The sequence below is a fragment of the Chitinophaga polysaccharea genome, from assembly GCF_902150045.1.
Classification (GTDB): Bacteria; Bacteroidota; Bacteroidia; order Chitinophagales; family Chitinophagaceae; genus Chitinophaga; species Chitinophaga polysaccharea_A.
In genome coordinates this window covers 1,139,226-1,155,868 of record NZ_CABFVU010000002.1, presented here as the reverse complement: position 1 = coordinate 1,155,868, position 16,643 = coordinate 1,139,226, and the positions used below count along the sequence as shown (strand labels likewise).

General features: G+C 48.5%; 11 protein-coding genes. 3 read left to right on the top strand and 8 right to left on the bottom strand.

The window, feature by feature from the left end:
* Positions 1-2: 2 nt before the first annotated feature.
* The 3 genes from FN124_RS19450 to FN124_RS19440 form a co-directional block, all read right to left on the bottom strand.
* Positions 3-383 carry a hypothetical protein gene (locus FN124_RS19450; protein ID WP_142686417.1) on the bottom strand — a complete coding sequence of 127 codons (381 nt, stop codon included), beginning with the start codon at positions 381-383 and terminating at the stop codon, positions 3-5.
* Between the two features lie 11 nt (positions 384-394).
* Positions 395-1,081 (bottom strand): hypothetical protein, encoded by a 687-nt coding sequence (locus FN124_RS19445; RefSeq protein WP_142686416.1) that lies wholly within the window; start codon positions 1,079-1,081, stop codon positions 395-397.
* 183 nt (positions 1,082-1,264) lie between these two features.
* Positions 1,265-2,788: an ArnT family glycosyltransferase gene (locus tag FN124_RS19440; RefSeq protein ID WP_142686415.1), complete on the bottom strand. Its 1,524-nt coding sequence runs from the start codon at positions 2,786-2,788 to the stop codon at positions 1,265-1,267.
* 674 nt (positions 2,789-3,462) lie between these two features.
* On the opposite strand from FN124_RS19440, the gene FN124_RS19435 reads away from it, so the two are divergent.
* Genes FN124_RS19435 through FN124_RS19425 form a run of 3 tightly spaced genes read left to right on the top strand, consistent with a single transcriptional unit; the run spans position 3,463 to position 8,260 of the window.
* The gene (locus tag FN124_RS19435) at positions 3,463-5,964 is read left to right on the top strand and encodes a cation-translocating P-type ATPase (protein ID WP_142686414.1); all 2,502 of its coding nucleotides are present in this window, start codon (positions 3,463-3,465) and stop codon (positions 5,962-5,964) included.
* 9 nt (positions 5,965-5,973) lie between these two features.
* Entirely contained in the window at positions 5,974-6,948 is a 975-nt protein-coding gene (locus FN124_RS19430) for a 2-hydroxyacid dehydrogenase (RefSeq protein ID WP_142686413.1), read from the top strand.
* A gap of 49 nt (positions 6,949-6,997) precedes the next feature.
* The gene (locus FN124_RS19425) at positions 6,998-8,260 is read left to right on the top strand and encodes an acetyl-CoA C-acetyltransferase (protein ID WP_142686412.1); all 1,263 of its coding nucleotides are present in this window, start codon (positions 6,998-7,000) and stop codon (positions 8,258-8,260) included.
* Between the two features lie 322 nt (positions 8,261-8,582).
* On the opposite strand, the gene FN124_RS19420 is transcribed toward FN124_RS19425, so the two are convergent.
* From FN124_RS19420 to FN124_RS19400, 5 genes are all read right to left on the bottom strand, one after another.
* Positions 8,583-9,725: a TlpA disulfide reductase family protein gene (locus FN124_RS19420; protein ID WP_142686411.1), complete on the bottom strand. Its 1,143-nt coding sequence runs from the start codon at positions 9,723-9,725 to the stop codon at positions 8,583-8,585.
* Positions 9,726-9,936: 211 nt separating this feature from the next.
* On the bottom strand, positions 9,937-10,494 hold the full coding sequence (locus FN124_RS19415; RefSeq protein ID WP_142686410.1) for a DUF1543 domain-containing protein: 558 nt from the start codon (positions 10,492-10,494) through the stop codon (positions 9,937-9,939).
* A 168-nt stretch (positions 10,495-10,662) separates the two neighbouring features.
* Positions 10,663-13,311, bottom strand: a complete 2,649-nt coding sequence (locus tag FN124_RS19410) for a GH116 family glycosyl-hydrolase (RefSeq protein WP_142686409.1) — start codon at positions 13,309-13,311, stop codon at positions 10,663-10,665.
* A 223-nt stretch (positions 13,312-13,534) separates the two neighbouring features.
* Positions 13,535-14,944 carry a glycoside hydrolase family 30 protein gene (locus FN124_RS19405; RefSeq protein WP_142686408.1) on the bottom strand — a complete coding sequence of 470 codons (1,410 nt, stop codon included), beginning with the start codon at positions 14,942-14,944 and terminating at the stop codon, positions 13,535-13,537.
* 136 nt (positions 14,945-15,080) lie between these two features.
* On the bottom strand, positions 15,081-16,643 hold the full coding sequence (locus FN124_RS19400; protein ID WP_142686407.1) for a RagB/SusD family nutrient uptake outer membrane protein: 1,563 nt from the start codon (positions 16,641-16,643) through the stop codon (positions 15,081-15,083).

Below are 16,643 nucleotides of genomic sequence, written 5' to 3'. Positions count from 1 at the left end.
AGCTACACTTTTTCTGCCGCAATAAAAACAAGGAAGGCCACTCTCAACCGTTCATATTCCTGCATCATTCCTTCCATATCACTTTTCAGCACGGCATACAAGTGAGGGGAAGGCACTCCTGCCGGTTGCTTATTCAGCCACTCCAGCTGCTCGCCAACTTCATGTCTTAACAGGATAAGCGATTCCTCCCTGTCCAGCATGGTAAGCTGGAACTCTTCCGCCTCTTCAATAAATGACCGCCGCGTTGTTTCCTTCAACGCTGCCGCCAACCGGTTGATCAGCGAGGCATTATCTTCTCTTAAGGCTTTCAGTATCCTGATCCAGTTACTGCATGCTTCCTTGTAAGCGGCAATATCTGCTTCAGTCAGAGGTTCATAAGACATATTGATAATTGCTAGTTGTAATAGGTTTGCTGCATCTGCAGGCCCTTATCCGCACTCCATCTCTTCAACAGCTGACATAAATGTTGCTGATGATGGTTCATCTGGCGGATGCCGGACATTAAGCCCATTAAATGCCGGAGATACTGCTCACCCGGCAAATAATTCTCCTTCTTTGCCACATCTTCCAGCGCAACCATCATTGATTTACTTTGTAAAACAAATTCCCTTACTACTTTATATAACTTGTTAATATGTTCCTGCCCCGGTTCTGCAACAGGTTCCCTTTTCCTGGATCTTACAGACGGCTGCAATTCCTGTTTCATGTTACGCAGGATCACATTATGGTAAATGGACACTTCCCGGTAAAAATGAATGAGCAGGTCGCTGAAATCGATATACAATCCCGGCAAATTACCTGAAGACGCCTGCACCTGTGTGTAAAAATCCTCCAGCATTTCCAGTACCCTGGCTGTTTCGGGCCCGGCTTTCTCCACAATACAACGCTGTATCTCCTCAGCATACCGGTCGTTGTTGCCCGGCATTCCCAGCTGCATATCCAACAATGTTTTCACACCGGCATGACGACCATATTGCCTGAAAATATAATTCCCATATTTACGCAAATGCCTGATGGGGAAAAAAAGAAAACCTTCACAAAATTTCCGCTGACGGGAGGTAGGAGTTAATCCGCTGAACATGATTTGCATTTTTTTAAGAGGTAAAAGTACCACCGCTGATAGAAACGATGATACCTTCTCAACAGCACATCTCACTTTTTGTTTACACCAGGGAATCCAGGTGGATGTCCAAATGTTATAACAAAACTAACCAAGGATCTGCTATTGAACAATGACGCACATTACCCCTCCCGATGACTGTCATCATTTTTTAAGATGACGGGGATCATTCTCTCCCTGCGGAGGCTGGTAATCCATGCAGCGGTAAACAAGGAATTTCCTTACTACACGGCCATGCTGGGTAACAATAATAGGGGGCAGGGAACGGATGGTACTGAAATATGGCGTCAGTTCCTCTTCTACAAACTCCCGCTCATCCACATCATCATTTACATCGGTGAGCGAATTGATGAACAGGGCATTCTTTCCTTTTAAGGCATGTATATCAGTACCTATAAAATCGAACTGCAGGGCGTTTTCGCCGATGATATTGCGGGAATAAACCATTCGGCCCAGGTACAGGTTCAGCATTGCGCTGGTCTTATAATCATCTGCAGAAAAAATAAAATCATCAGGATATTCCTTTGCCAGTGTTTTTACGCCTGCTCCCAGCCCTTTCCACCCTATCATGGTATCATCGGAATGAATAGGCACCGGGTAAAAAACAATTTCCACCGCCAGCGCAAGATGTATTACTAATGAGCAGATCCACTGCCAGCGCACATATTTGAAAGTGATCCAGGTGCTCACCCATATAATGCCTGTAATATAAGCGGGCATCATCCAGTTGATCTTTACCCAGTAAATGGGGGAGATCAACAGGAAAATGGCAAAAATGGGGATAAAGAAACATAACAGGAACAGCGGCCGGGCAGAGATCCGGTGAATATGCCATCCGTATTTGCGTACCAGCCTGTACACGTAATACAACAAGGCAAAAAATAACACTGGTAACAGGATGGCCGCCTGGTGGCCAATTACTCCAAAGAAATCCAAGGGGCGGAATTCTATTCCGCCTACCCTTTCGGACGACTGGAACCTGAAAGAAGCGAAGTTGTTATCTACATTCCAGATCACTACCGGTAAAATAGTAATAAAGAAAAAGAGAATGCTGGCAAAGAACCAGGGCGACCATAAATACCGCCGGTGCTGCCCGGACAGCAACAGGAAGAGCACTGCGCCGGCTGGCAGGAAAACAGCCGTATATTTACTGTCGAAGGCCAGTCCCATGGCAATCCCCGCCCATATCCAATAAGCTTTACGCTGTTCAAACACTGCCCGGTACACGGCTATCAGCGATAGGGTCCAGAACAGCAGCAAAGGCACATCCGGTGTGGATACCAGCGATAAAATGGTGATCATCAGCGTGGCCCCCAACAGCAACAGGCCATTCCAGGCCCGCTCTTTAGGAAGGAAACACCGCGCCAGGGTATAAAAAGCCAGGAGCGTACCAATGGTTACGAGGGTATCTGCCAGTTTGATCACAAACACATGACTGCCCAGCAGGTCTGTAAAAGCACGCAGGATCCATGCAATGGCCGGGGGATGATCGAAATACGACAGGGCAAAATGCTGCCCGTAAAAATAATAATACGCATCCTGGGGCATGGCCCCCATAATGCCTATAAAGGAAAATCTTAGCAGTACGATGAACCCTATCGCAGCGGCCATCCATTTATTTGCTGTGATATAGGCAACAAAATGCTTACTCCCCGATAGTTCCTGCATATTTAGGCTGACAGTTAGTTGTGACAGATGTTGTGACCAGATGCTCCCGTTTTCCGCAATCTCTGTGCCGCTTGGTAATTTTACCAGGCGGCTTAACTATAATTAACATAAGTATCCTCTTCCGGTTCAGTCTTAAATACACCCGGATGCTGACAGGCCTGGCAGATTATAACAGCTGTAAACCCGTAACGGTAAAGGCTTTGAAAAATGCACCGGCAACCGTTATTGCCGGCAGGTACCAGTTGAAATTGCCTGGCAGGTAATTCAACTGGTACCTGCGTTTGAGTAAATACCAGGCTATGGGTTACAGCTATCAGCGCAGGGAGGATCACCAGTTTGAGGAAATCCCCTGACAGCAATGCCACAATTCTTTCCTTACTGGCAACTGATACCAATTTTGCGCGCCTATGCCACGTAAACGCATCAACGTTTTTACCAGCTACAGGTTACCGGGATCCGGGCGCCTCCGCGCAACAAACCAACCGGCATTTTATTTAGTCACAGGAATACGACGGCCCGCCTCCTGGTATTACCCCGCGCTGACCTTATCAAACACTATCTTTTTAAAACTCAAAAAAATAAATCCATATAATCCGCACAATCATGAGTCAGACAAAATCCGCGCTTTTAAAATTCGTAAATTTATTGCAGCACTTTCACCAAAACGACCCTGCATGGCTGGACAGATCAATTTACCGGAGCATATCAAAGGTTTGGATGAAGCAGCTGTTACAGCTTCAAGACAACAATATGGCAGCAATACCCCACCGCAGCCCGCTACCAGTCCACTGATGGCCGTACTGAAAGAGATCATGGAAGAACCCATGCTGGTGCTGCTGATAGTGGTTACCGCCATTTATTTTATAATGGGCGAACTTGGCGAGGCCTATTTCATGCTGGCCGCCATTGCACTGGTATCGGGCATCTCCTTTTACCAGGACAGCCGTAGCCGTAAAGCGCTGGAAGCACTGGAAGAAATGAATGAACCACTCAGCAAGGTTATCCGTAATGGGGAACTTGTCAGTATCCCAACCAGCGAAATTGTTAAGGGAGATATGATGCTGGTCTCTGAAGGGAATACGATCAATGCCGATGGGATTATTGTACACAGCAACGATTTCTCGGTCAATGAATCCGCCCTTACCGGCGAGGCCTATGCCGTATTCAAACAGGCCGGCAACAATGATAGTAATGTATACAGCGGTACCATGGTAGTATCCGGGCTTGCCATCTGTGAAGTGCAGGAAATCGGCGTGCAAACAAAGATCGGCAAACTAGGCACCGCTATGCTGAACATCAAAGAAGAAACCACTCCCCTGCAATTACAGATCCGACAGTTCGTAAAATGGATGGCCGTAGCCGGTATAATCGTTTTCCTGGCAGTATGGCTGTTCAACTATATCCGCAGCGGCAGCGTTACCGATAGTTTGCTGAAAGGCTTAACGTTGGCCATGTCTATCCTGCCGGAAGAAATACCGGTAGCCTTTACCACTTTTATGGCATTGGGTTCCAGGCGACTGATGCAGATGGGCATCATTGTAAAAAAGATCCGGACTGTAGAAGCACTTGGCAGTGCCACGGTGATCTGCACCGATAAAACGGGCACCATAACTGAAAATAAAATGAGCCTGCAGGCGGTATATAACGGAACCGACTATACGCTATATGAAAAAGAACACTTTCCTCTTGCGCTGATCACTACCGCCATGTGGGCCAGCGAGCCGGTACCGTTTGACCCGATGGAGAAAACACTGCACCGGCTATACGAAGAAATGACACCGGCAGATGAACGGAGCAGTTATACAATGGTTCATGAATACCCGCTGGAAGGCAAGCCTCCGATGATGACGCATATTTTCGGCAATGCCGCCGGGAAACGCATCGTGGCAGCGAAAGGAGCGCCGGAAGCGATACTGCAGGTTTCCCATCTCCCGGAAAAAGAAAAACAGCAGATCCTTGACCAGGTAAATGAGCTTGCCGCAAAAGGATACCGGGTACTTGGCGTAGCTACTTCCGGCTTTACCGGCAACAACTACCCCGCTACACAACAGGAACTGCCCTTTGTTTTTACAGGTTTACTGGCCTTTTATGATCCGCCCAAAAGCAATATCGGTGAAGTATTCAGGCACTTCTACCAGGCAGGCATCAAGGTGAAGATCATTACAGGCGACAACGCCGTTACCACCCGCGTGATAGCCCGGCAGGCAGGATTAGAGCAGGCAGATGAAGCAATAAACGGTGACACGCTGATGCAAATGGAAGAGAAAAAGATGCAGTATGCCCTGCGGTCCGTCAACATCTTTACGCGCATGTTCCCCGAAGCTAAACTTGCTGCCATCAATGCTTTGAAAGCAGACAACGAAGTAGTGGCCATGACCGGCGACGGCGTAAATGATGGCCCCGCACTCAAAGCGGCCCATATAGGCATTGCGATGGGCAAAAAAGGAACGGAGATCGCCAAACAGGCGGCTGCGCTGATCCTTGTGAACGATGATCTCAGCGGTATGGTGGATGCCATTGCCATGGGACGCAGGATCTATACCAATATCAAAAAGGCCGTGCAATATATTATCTCCATCCATATCCCTATCATACTCACGGTATCCCTCCCACTGTTCCTGGGCTGGGTATACCCGGACATTTTCACACCGGTGCATGTTATTTTCCTGGAAGTGATCATGGGGCCCACCTGCTCCATTGTATATGAAAATGAGCCTATGGAAGAAAACGCCATGCAGCAGCCACCACGGCCTATTACACAAACTTTCCTGTCTTTCCGGGAAATGAATATCAGCATCCTGCAGGGGCTCATGATCACCGCCGGCGTAATGGCCGCCTACCAGTGGAGCGTAGCACGCGGAGCAGATGAAGTGCTCACCCGCAGTATGGTATTCACCACGCTGGTATTCGCCAATATTTTCCTTACCTTGGTTAACCGTTCATTCTATTATTCCTTTATACACAGCATGCGCAACCGGAATCAGCTGATGGTGGGCGTTATCGGCATCACCCTGCTGCTGCTGGCTGCTATGCTATATGCACCCCCGGTGGCGCGATTCTTCAGTATTACTGGTCTTTCACCATATGAGCTGCTGCTATGCACAGCTATCAGCGCAGCATCGGTATTATGGTTTGAAATATGGAAACTGGGGAAAAGAAAATTTCAAGGCAATTAAACCGATGATATGAAGGTATTCACAACAAGGGTCATCCCGGAAGAAGGATTACAACTGCTGCAACGTGCAGGCTTTACCGTTACTCAATGGCAGGAAGAAAAAGAGATGACGCCTGCACAGAGAGTGCAGTTCTGTAAAGAAAGTGACGCCATGCTTTTTGCCGGTGGCGAAAAACTGGACCGCGCATTTTTAGAACAATGCAGGCACCTGAAAGTGATCAGTCTTTTATCTGTAGGATATGACAACGTAGACCTGAAAGCAGCAACAGAACTGGGATTGCAGATCACCAATACACCAGGCGTGCTGAGCAACGCCACTGCTGATACCGCTTTTTTACTGATGCTGTCCGTAGCCCGCAAAGCATTCTACCAGCACAAAAGGATTATAAAAGGCGAATGGGGGTTTTCCACACCCACTGCTAACCTGGGAATCGATATAGAGGGGAAAACGCTGGGGATATGGGGATTAGGCAATATAGGAACGGTAATGGCTAAACGCTGTAAAGCAGCTTTTGGTATGAAAATCATTTATTGCAACCGTCATCGCAATGAGGCCGCCGAAAAAGAACTGGATGCCACCTTTGTTGGTTTTGATGAACTGCTGCAACAAAGCGATGTTATCAGCATACATACCTCCCTTACCCCGGAAACAAAAGAAAAGTTTAATAAAGACGCCTTCCGGAAAATGAAGCCCACCGCTATTTTTATTAATGCGGCAAGGGGAGGCATCCACAACGAAACAGACCTCATTGCCGCACTGCAGGACGGCGAAATATGGGGCGCAGGCCTGGATGTTACCAACCCCGAGCCCATGCAGCCCAACAACCCGTTGCTGAACATGCCTACAGTAGCGGTACTGCCGCATATCGGCTCGGCTACGCAGGAAACCAGGAACGCCATGTCCAGGATCGCGGCACAGAATGTAATTGCCGCATTAACCGGCGAACCGGTGCCCAACCCGGTAAATCATCTTTACAACCTGTAAAGGCTGCCGGTTAATACATATTCATTAACTTTAGTGAAAGCTCACCGGCATGAAAAAGGTCGCTATCATAGGCGGGTTACGCACCCCTTTCGTAAGGTCCTTTAAAGAGTACAATCATATCAGCAACCAGGAGATGCTGACCACCGTACTGAATGCATTGGTCGATAAATACCAGCTATCAGGGAAACGGTTGGGAGAAGTGGCGCTGGGCGCATTGCTTAACCGTTCCACCGACTGGAACTTTGCAAGGGAATGCGTATTGGGCACTGCACTGGACCCGCATACGCCCGCCTATAGTGTACTGAGGGCCTGCGGCACCAGCCTGGATACCACTATACAGCTGGGCCTGCGCATCGGCTGCGGGCAAATCGATACCGCCATCAGTGGCGGCAGCGATACCAACAGCGATATACCCCTTCTTTTCCAGCAACAGCTCGCGTGGAAACTAACCGATCTCCGTGCAGCCAAAACCTTTTCACAACGATTGAAAATACTGGCCTCCATTCGCTTCAAAGATCTGAAACCACTGTATCCTTCTATCGTGGAACCCAGAACAGGGCTGTCGATGGGACAGCATACCGAAAAGATGGTGAAGGAATGGGGCATTACACGCGAAGCACAGGACGCACTGGCCTACCAGAGTCATATGAATGCCGCAAAAGCATATACCGAAGGCTTCTTCGATGATCTTATTGTTCCCTGTAAAGGTGTTAAAAGAGATACCATTGTTCGTGCAGATACCACCCCTGAAAAACTGGCCGCATTGAAACCGGCTTTCGACTTCAGCGGCAACGGTTCCTTAACTGCCGGCAACAGCACACTATACACCGATGGCGCCTCCGCCCTGCTGATGGCTTCTGAAGAATATGCGCAACAACAGAACTGGCCGGTACTGGCCCACCTGGTGGATGCGGAAACCGCCGCTGTGGATTATGTTAACGGCGAGGGCCTGCTGATGGCCCCTACCTATGCCGTAGCCCGCATGCTGAAACGCAATCACCTGAAGCTGCAGGACTTTGATATTTACGAGATCCATGAAGCTTTCAGCGGGCAGGTACTCTGTACACTGAAAGCCTGGGAAGACCCTGCCTACTGCAAAAAACTGGGTTGGGATACGCCGCTGGGCAGCATCGACCGCAGCAAATTGAATACAAAAGGCGGCAGCGTGGCCATCGGCCATCCGTTTGCCGCTACCGGCACCCGCATTGTGGCACAAACAGCCAAGATCCTGCAACAGCGCGGCAGCGGACGCGCCCTGATATCTATCTGCACTGCCGGTGGTATGGGCGTAACCGCCATACTGGAAAGATAAATACTATACACGCCAAAATACAACCCAGGAGTTTTTTGATCCTAAATTTCTTCGCTCACGCACAGGCAACCTGGCCGGAAATAGTTAATTGTTAATATTACACGCATTTTTTCTCCCATAAAAAAACCGTCCCGGGAAACCGGGACGGTTGGTCCATTGTCATCCATTTCACCGAATAAATAATTCGTACCGCCTGTAATGCAGATACCATGCCGGAAATGATTCACCAGGGGCGCCTTCAGCGCGAATTTTATCTGACCCGGTATACTATTTTTTATTCTTTGATGAAGGACAATGAGAATAATTTAATGGAACAGGAAACTTAATGCAGTACTTTCTCAAGTTCTTTCTCCAATGCTTCTCCTCTCAGGTTGGTAGCAATGATACGTCCCTGCGGATCGAGCAGGAAATTCTGAGGGATGGAACGGATCATGTATAATTTAGCGATATCGCTTTTCCACCATTTCAGATCGCTTACATGATGCCAGGCAAGACCATCTTCTTCAATAGCAGCAGTCCACTTCGCAGCATCACCGGTTCTGTCGAGGGAAACACCCAGGATATCAAAGTTCCTATCCTTGAATTTATTGTATGCTTTTACCACATTGGGGTTCTCCGCACGGCAGGGACCACACCAGCTGGCCCAGAAGTCGAGCAACACATATTTGCCCCGCAGATCGGACAACTTCATGGTTTTACCATCAGGAGTAGGCGCCGAAAAATCAGGAGCTACCTGGTTCTTACCAAGCAACGCAGATGCTTTCAGCAGCGCAGTAGCTTTTTGTCCAACACCGGACTGGCGTAAAGCCAGCGGAAATTTATCCAGCAATTGCTGCGTACCTTCAATATCTTCCACGCGGCCTCCCATATTTTCATAAAGCATAATAAGGCTTACATAATAATTGGTGTGCGACAGCATGAATTTTTCCTGCAATTCGTCCTTTTCTTTTGCCAGTTTCATGTAAGCTACAACCATAGCGTAATAACCGGTGGTATCTTTGTTTTCCTGCATCATCATTTTCTGCGCCAGCATGTTGAGCGAATCCATACCTTTTGTAGCAGGTGCCAACGCAGCATCCATTTCAAGTTGCTGCCGGGTAAGTTCCGATCCTTTAATCACTGCACCGGACATGGCATTGGGTCCTCCGGGTGCCTTCAATGTAAAGGTCATCTTGTCGCCGGGCGTGATGAATAACGGCTGGTTGCCACCCAAAGGCTTATCTCCTTTGGTGCTAAGCGACAACATGGCCTGCAGGGTATCCGCTACTTCATACTGCAGTTTAAAAGCACCTTTCTCCACCAATGCGGAATCCAGTTTCTGGTACCCGTTTTCGGATGCGCTGAAGAGATAGATATATTCGTTGTTAAAGGCAGCCGGTACTTTACCTGTGATGACCGACTTCTTTTGTGCAAATGCACCTGAAACAGCTACCATTGTAAGGCAGCCGAGCATTAATTTTTTCATAATGATCAATGATTGGTTGGTTTTGCCCGAATGTATAAAAATGCAACAGCGCTTTCAAGTGCTTAATGACAGGCGGTCGTAGGGCGGTGACTACCGGCATGGCCAGGGGAGAGCAGTACCAGCCTCCTCCGTCCACGCCGGGAATAAATGGCTCATCGCCACTGGTAAGAGAATGTCGCCTTGGCAATGGGCCCTAACCGTGGCGACGCCCTCATAACTTATGCAGCTGAAAATATCCCAAATGAATCTGATCGGGTACTATATCCGTTACCGGTGTAATCTCCAGTGCGTATTTATCTTTCAGATGCGCCGGTAAAATATCCTTCACGGCATGCACATCATCCACATCCACACCGTATTTGTCATCCACGTGTGAAGTGGCTTCTCCGAAACCTGTATGTTTAAAAAAAGTAGTTTGCTTTGATGCCCGTATAGATGCTCCTATATCCTTTTGCACACTGAGGATCTTGTAATGGAATTCTTCCATCTCATCCGGCTTATAACCACCCAGGTTCAGGAAAAATAACTGCGCGCCCTGTTGTAAAGGCGCTTTCTTTTCTACTACCCTGATCCGGTGGTCGTCCACGAAATTAACCTCCCGGTATCCGTCAACATGCAGTTTATCTTTGGCTTCCGGCCAGAAGGCTTTCATATCGGGAACCAGGTCGCGCAAATGTTGACCGATTCCGAAGAATACGTCGTGCTGCTCGGTATGACGCCCTTCCAGTGTACATCCCAGCACTACCATGAACAATTTTAACGTTGCCATCTTTTACTGTTTACAGTAAGAAAGATACAGCATTTTCAGCTCCCGCTCATGCTTTCCTGAGTTGTTGTTCTTTACCTGCGTTTCCCGGTATCTGCAATCCAGGCTCATTTAAAACGGAAGAATAGAAATATAACTGCCACGGGTATATGAAAACATATTTTCATAGAATTATACAATAGTAAGATGAAGTTGCTGACCTGCCTCCAGCTGCAGCGGTGTAGCCAGCTGAATAGTTACGTAACCATTTTCTTCCCTGAAGGTGGCCGGCGTTTTCTTATCTCCCAGTAATACTTCTTTCACACCGGTATGCTGAAAACACAATGTTTGTAGTTGTAACCGGCCATACTTCAGCTGCAGCGTATGGCTACCGCCTTTTTGCGTATAGGTGCCCCATCCTTCCGCAGTAACAAAGGGCGCTTTAAAATTCTCCTTGTTCATAGCTGGTGCAAAGGCAATAAAGCCTTTAGGACCATGATAACGGAACCCGCTGGCAGTAATGAAAGTGCCATAGCTCGCCATTGCCCGTGCGTAGTGGTCGCTGCATTCTATTTCATTGAATGGATTGCGCTTCGCTGCGTGATAACGGTCGTGGATGGCGCGGGTAAGCGTGAGCGCTTCATCTGTCATGCCTTCTGCCATCATATGCGCCGCTACCTGGTGCTCAAAGCCACTCATACATTCATTAAAGTAGCCCAGCTGCCATGCATCTTTCACACCAAAAGGAAATTCTTCATTGCGGGGGTTTGTATTCATGATCATGCCTCCTTCTCCTGCGAGGGCATAGGGCCGGCCGCCGGGATGCGCAGCAATATAAGGCCCTACATCCGGCATGAAATTATATTTATACAGTGCCTTTAAAGCCGACAACGTTTTTGCTTTGTCTAACACCCGGTCCATGCCTACCTGGAATGCCCAGCTCTGGCCATATACCTGGTCTATATGACAGGTATTGTAAGAGCCGATGACTGATCTTCCCTTTACCTTATCCGGCTGGTGAATAAAGTACTCGCCGTTGAACAGCTGGGTTTCCATGTTCCGTTTTCCTTTTTCCGTATAGTCGTTACAGATAGCTGCAAAGGCAGTATCATTTACTTCTGTTGCCATCAGAGCAGCGGCTTTAACAGCAGCAATGCAGAGCCCTACGATCCATGCAATTTCCCCGTCCCATATGGCGTCCAGTGTATTTTCCATAGGCGTGTCTTCCATGCCGTCGTTGTTACGGTCCTGGCGAATGAGGAACAGCGTGGCCTTTTTAATATTAGGCCAGTTCTTTTGCAGGAAAGTACTGTCTTTACTCATCTGGTGCTCGCGGTAAATACGCAGTATGGTACCTGCCTGTCCGTCTATAGCCGGTCGTTTCTCAGCTTCTCCACGGAACAGGATACCGCCGTCGGGCATCTGCCCGATGCCGAGATCCACACGTTGCCGGGTATCGCGCTCAAGTGCAGGGAATATGCGGCCTACGGCCTGTGCATACTGCCATACATGTGTGCAGGTACCTTCGCAGGTACCTACGCCTTCCCAGGCATAGAAGCGGCCGGAGCGAAAACGATGAGCGGTGGTAGTAGCCAGTGTGGAAATATTGAGGAAAGTGCGTTCCATAAACCACCATGGCAGCGATGCATCATACCAGGTGTTTTTCCAGAGACGGCTTTCAGTACTCAGGCGGGCATAATTCTCCTGCACATATTTCATAACTGCTGAAGCATCAGCAAATTTATTGGCATAATAACGCCCTTCTCCCTGTATGTCTTTGAAATGCAGGTTAGCCGCATACCAGCTGATAGCAAAATCGGTACGTATAGTCTTCCCCGGTAGTATGTTATGACGTGTGCCTACGGCGCCGGTCAGCTTCTCTTCCACGTTCCTTACCACCTGCCTGGCAGGCATCGGTGAAAAATGCGCAGCAGTTAATTCTCCCCCAGGCATGGCAGGATTTAATATTACTTTATTACCTGCGGCTGCAATACAAAAATTTCCGTAATCATACTGTTGCTGAAAGTATTTGCTGCTGCCATTCTTTGTACGCACGGTTTCATAAACACCCTGCCAGTTCTTTCCTTTCACGATAGTATTTACACGCTCGTGCGCATCTCCGGCAGAATAAATCGCTGTTTTATTTTCCAGCCATCCGAGTATGGTAGCGGTTACCGGTGTTGTACTTTTATTTTCTATTTTATAAGATAAAATGGTTACCGGCAAACCGGAATCATCTTCATTCAAAGGAATAAAGGGCGAAAATGCTTCCAGGGTAATGGCTACCGGCAGTACAGGGTCGGTATAACGGATAGTGGCTATAGGATAAGTTGCTTCAAAGCTGATCTCCGGCCAGCTTTCCTCATCAAATCTGCGGATAATGGATTGCCCGTTCCAGGAAAGCTGTAAAGCAAACCCCTGGTCCAGTGGCCGGATATTTTTGGAGGGTTCAATATAACAGGCGCCATCACGGGAACGTACTTTTTTTCCGCCATCCAGCACATTGGCGCTGTAGTTAACCACCTTGGGCTCTATCCCTTCCTGGTTCTTATTGAAAATATCCCAGAGCCACAGGCGCCCGTCTCCACCAAGGTATACGGTACCACACATGATACCGCCCACCGGCATACCGATATACTGCAATTCATTTTTGCTTTTCAGATAAGTGGTAACGTTGCCCCGTTCATACAGGGAAGCGATCCATGCCGCATCCGGCCCAGGGGCAAGCGGCAACCGGCCGCTGCCTGCGAAGGCGCCGCCTAATACCGGCAGACGCACTGTCAGCGCACCAGCCATTGTTAAGCCTACATTTCTTAAAAATTTTCTGCGTTCAATACCCATAAAAAAAGAGTTTTATTTCCAGGCAGCCGGCATTGGGATGGCAGGCGCTGGCGCAGGTATAATGCCTTAAAGGCATTACTATCATTGTTCAATGTTATATTTCTCTGCGAGATGATCATAACGAGTGGAACCAATATAGGCAACCTTTGGGGAAGGTTCACCCGCTATGTTAATGCAGTGCCATAAAATGTGAAGAATTCATTAGTGATTGCATCTTTGGCAGTTACCAGACAAACGTAGCCACTTCCCCGCCTCGCAGGGTTGCAGCAGCCACCCGGTTCTTTTCCCTGATCTGGAAATCCTGCGTAGCCGTATCCGTGTTTACCACTACCAGTACGGTTTTGCCAGCCGGTGTTAAAAACGCTACGTTGTCCAGCGGACCGGTTATACCGGAAGCAATCCTTACAGAGCCCGCAGGCACAAATTTGGATGCATGACCTATCACGTAGTATGATGAATTGCGGGAAATTGCCTGGCCATCAATGGTAATGCCACCCAGGCACCGGGAGCATCCGCCCTGGTCGGTATGCGGGTTCCATTGTGCATCTGCAGCCAGGTTCCATTGCAATACGTTGCGGCTCCAGTTACGGGTAGCGCCTACAATCAGTTTGCTCACATTATTTGTTAGCTCACGGGAAAAACTGCCTTTACCATCGGACCATTGCTCGGTGAAATAAAGATGCTTCTCCGGAAACTCATCATGTACCTTACTCAGTGCATCGATGGTGCCTCCATACAGGTGAAAGGCAGAACCATTCACATAAGGATAGGCTGCTTTGTCTCTCAGGATGGTGAGCGGGTATTCCGGCTTATCACAGTTATGATCGTACAGGATGATCTTTGTTTTCACACCGGCCTTTTTAAATGCGGGGCCCAGGTGATCTTTGATGAACACGGCCTGGTCTTCTGCCAGCATCAGCATACTGGGATTATTTTTAGGATGCAGCGGTTCATTTTGTATGGTGATGGCATCAATGGTAATACCTTCGGCCTTCATGGCTTTTACATACTTCACAAAATATTGCGCATAAGCGCCATAGTATGCTGGTTCCAGGCTACCGCCAATAAACGAGTTATTCGTTTTCATCCACGCGGGTGGTGTCCAGGGGGAGCCCAGTATTTTTATAGCGGGGTTCAACGCCACAATTTTTTTCAGCACAGGGATCAGGTCTTTCTTTTCTTCATCAATATTGAAATGCTTCAGCTCCGGATCTGTTTGCCCCCCGGGCATATCGTCATAGGTGAATACGGATGCGCTCAGGTCTGAAGCGCCAATACTGAGCCGCAGATAGCTGATGCCTATGCCATTACCTTTCGACAGGAACAATTCTTTAAGCAGCGCATCCTGCTGTGCGGTAGCCAACTGATGAATGAGGGTGGCACTGCCGCCGGTAAGGGTAAAACCAAAACCGTCTATAGGCTGGAACTTCTTTGTGGCATCCACTTCAATGGTGGCAATACCTTTATTCTGCGTGGTAAAGAGCAATGTGGGCTGCTGTTGCAGTGCTGCAGATCTATCGGGAGATGTTAACCAGTAACTGATCCGGTTATTCTTTTTCTGCTGACCTTGGGCCGTTTGTAAACCTCCCGCCAGTAAGGCAACACATAACAGTAGTCCGGTTCTCTTTATCATAGCAAAACGAATTATTAATCGGTAAAAATATCAAGGATTTCCCGGATTTTCATATGAAAGAACGGTTGTTCCCGGCAATATTTTTCCGGGGAACAACCGTTCTTTATCAGCTATACAGAAACGCCGGCATAAAGCGCTACTCCCACTCCTTGCTCTGCTTCAGACTTGTGTTTTGCAGCTCCAATGCAGGAATAGGCAATATTTCATTTTTAGGTTTAAAGCTTCTTTTATCAATAGCGTTCAGTACCGCCGATGCCTGCCCGGTTCTTACCAGGTCGGGGAAACGGTGTCCTTCTCCTGCCAGCTCAAGGCGTCTTTCTTTAAAAATATTGTCGAAAGTAGCATCAATAGGCGCGAGCCCTACACGGGCACGCACGGCGTTGAGCAGCTGGTAGGCGCGACTGCCGCTGCCTCCTCCTTCACCTGCTTTTACACGGGCTTCTGCTTCCATCAGGTAAGTATCTGCCAGGCGGATCTCATACAGGTTTTGCGGGAAATTCAGTTCCATATTGCCACCGCCTTTGGAAATATTGGCAGTGCGGCCCACAAACTTATTCAGGAAGAAACCGGTGTTGTCAAAACTTTCGGAATATGTTGCTTTACCCGCTGCTACAAGGCTTTTCATATCCAGTATGGTGGCGTTATAGCGTGGATCATTATGCATAACGCTTTCCAGTTCTTTGGATACAATGAGGAAGCCCCAGCCGGCCACATACTGGGAAGCTTCGCTGGTAGCGGGCGTTGCCACCAGGCTACGCGGACCGCAAAGGATGTTCAAAATATTGCCGTCGGTATTGGCAACACCCGAAGTCCAGTTGCCACCGGAAGCGGAAGTATAGGATATTTCAAAGATAGATTCGCTGTTGAACTTAATCACATCGTCTGATCTCCAGAGATCAGCGAAGTTAGGGATCAGGTTGTAGTTGTATTTAGCGCTGGGCTGACCAGGCGTTTCCCCGTTTACTTCTTTCAACTCAGCAGCAGCTTCCGCCCATTTTTTTTCATACAGATATACTTTCCCAAGCAAGGCATGCGCGGCGCCTTTACCCACACGACCGCCTTCAGTAAGGCGCGGCGGTACATCAGGCAGGTTGGTTTCGGCGATCGCCTCTTTCAGATCCTGCTCAATCTGCTTATACACTTCTTCCGGTGCAACCTGTGTTACTTTCTTTATATCAGCAATAGGAAGCGGCGCCGTCATCAATGGCACATTCCTGAACAAGCGCACCAGGTCGAAATAAAAATATGCCCGCAGCAATTTGGCTTCCGCAGCATACCTCTTCTTCAGATTTTCATCCATAGGTACTCCCGGCAGCTTGGACAAAAGGATATTGGCACGGCTAACGCCGGAGAAATTTCTCTTCCACAGCTCGTCCTGCGGCCCGGTAAGCGGGGTAAGCAGGTCTAACCGCGTCATTACCTGGAACACATTGATATCACCAGGTCCGGCGCCGCCTGTCCAGTGGTCGTCGGATGCGGCATCCATAGCGCCTACTTTGGTAGTATAGTTGCCCGCCTGGTAACCCACCATGTCGTAAATGGCCACCAGCCCGTTAAATGCTTCCTGCTGGTTGGAGTAATAAGTGCTTTCCAGGAAACTGCCTTTGGGAGGAACAGTGATGAATTTATCACTGCAACTGCTCATCAACTGCATACCTGCCGCTATTGCGATAATATATTTTAAATTCCTTTTTTTCAT

Coding starts and splice junctions, on each gene's coding strand:
- FN124_RS19425 (WP_142686412.1), top strand. CDS start 6,998: ATGAAAAAGGTCGCTATCATAGGCGGGTTACGCACCCCTTTCGTAAGG.
- FN124_RS19405 (WP_142686408.1), bottom strand. CDS start 14,944: ATGATAAAGAGAACCGGACTACTGTTATGTGTTGCCTTACTGGCGGGA.
- FN124_RS19435 (WP_142686414.1), top strand. CDS start 3,463: ATGGCTGGACAGATCAATTTACCGGAGCATATCAAAGGTTTGGATGAA.
- FN124_RS19450 (WP_142686417.1), bottom strand. CDS start 383: ATGTCTTATGAACCTCTGACTGAAGCAGATATTGCCGCTTACAAGGAA.
- FN124_RS19420 (WP_142686411.1), bottom strand. CDS start 9,725: ATGAAAAAATTAATGCTCGGCTGCCTTACAATGGTAGCTGTTTCAGGT.
- FN124_RS19415 (WP_142686410.1), bottom strand. CDS start 10,494: ATGGCAACGTTAAAATTGTTCATGGTAGTGCTGGGATGTACACTGGAA.
- FN124_RS19445 (WP_142686416.1), bottom strand. CDS start 1,081: ATGTTCAGCGGATTAACTCCTACCTCCCGTCAGCGGAAATTTTGTGAA.
- FN124_RS19410 (WP_142686409.1), bottom strand. CDS start 13,311: ATGGGTATTGAACGCAGAAAATTTTTAAGAAATGTAGGCTTAACAATG.
- FN124_RS19440 (WP_142686415.1), bottom strand. CDS start 2,788: ATGCAGGAACTATCGGGGAGTAAGCATTTTGTTGCCTATATCACAGCA.
- FN124_RS19430 (WP_142686413.1), top strand. CDS start 5,974: ATGAAGGTATTCACAACAAGGGTCATCCCGGAAGAAGGATTACAACTG.
- FN124_RS19400 (WP_142686407.1), bottom strand. CDS start 16,643: ATGAAAAAAAGGAATTTAAAATATATTATCGCAATAGCGGCAGGTATG.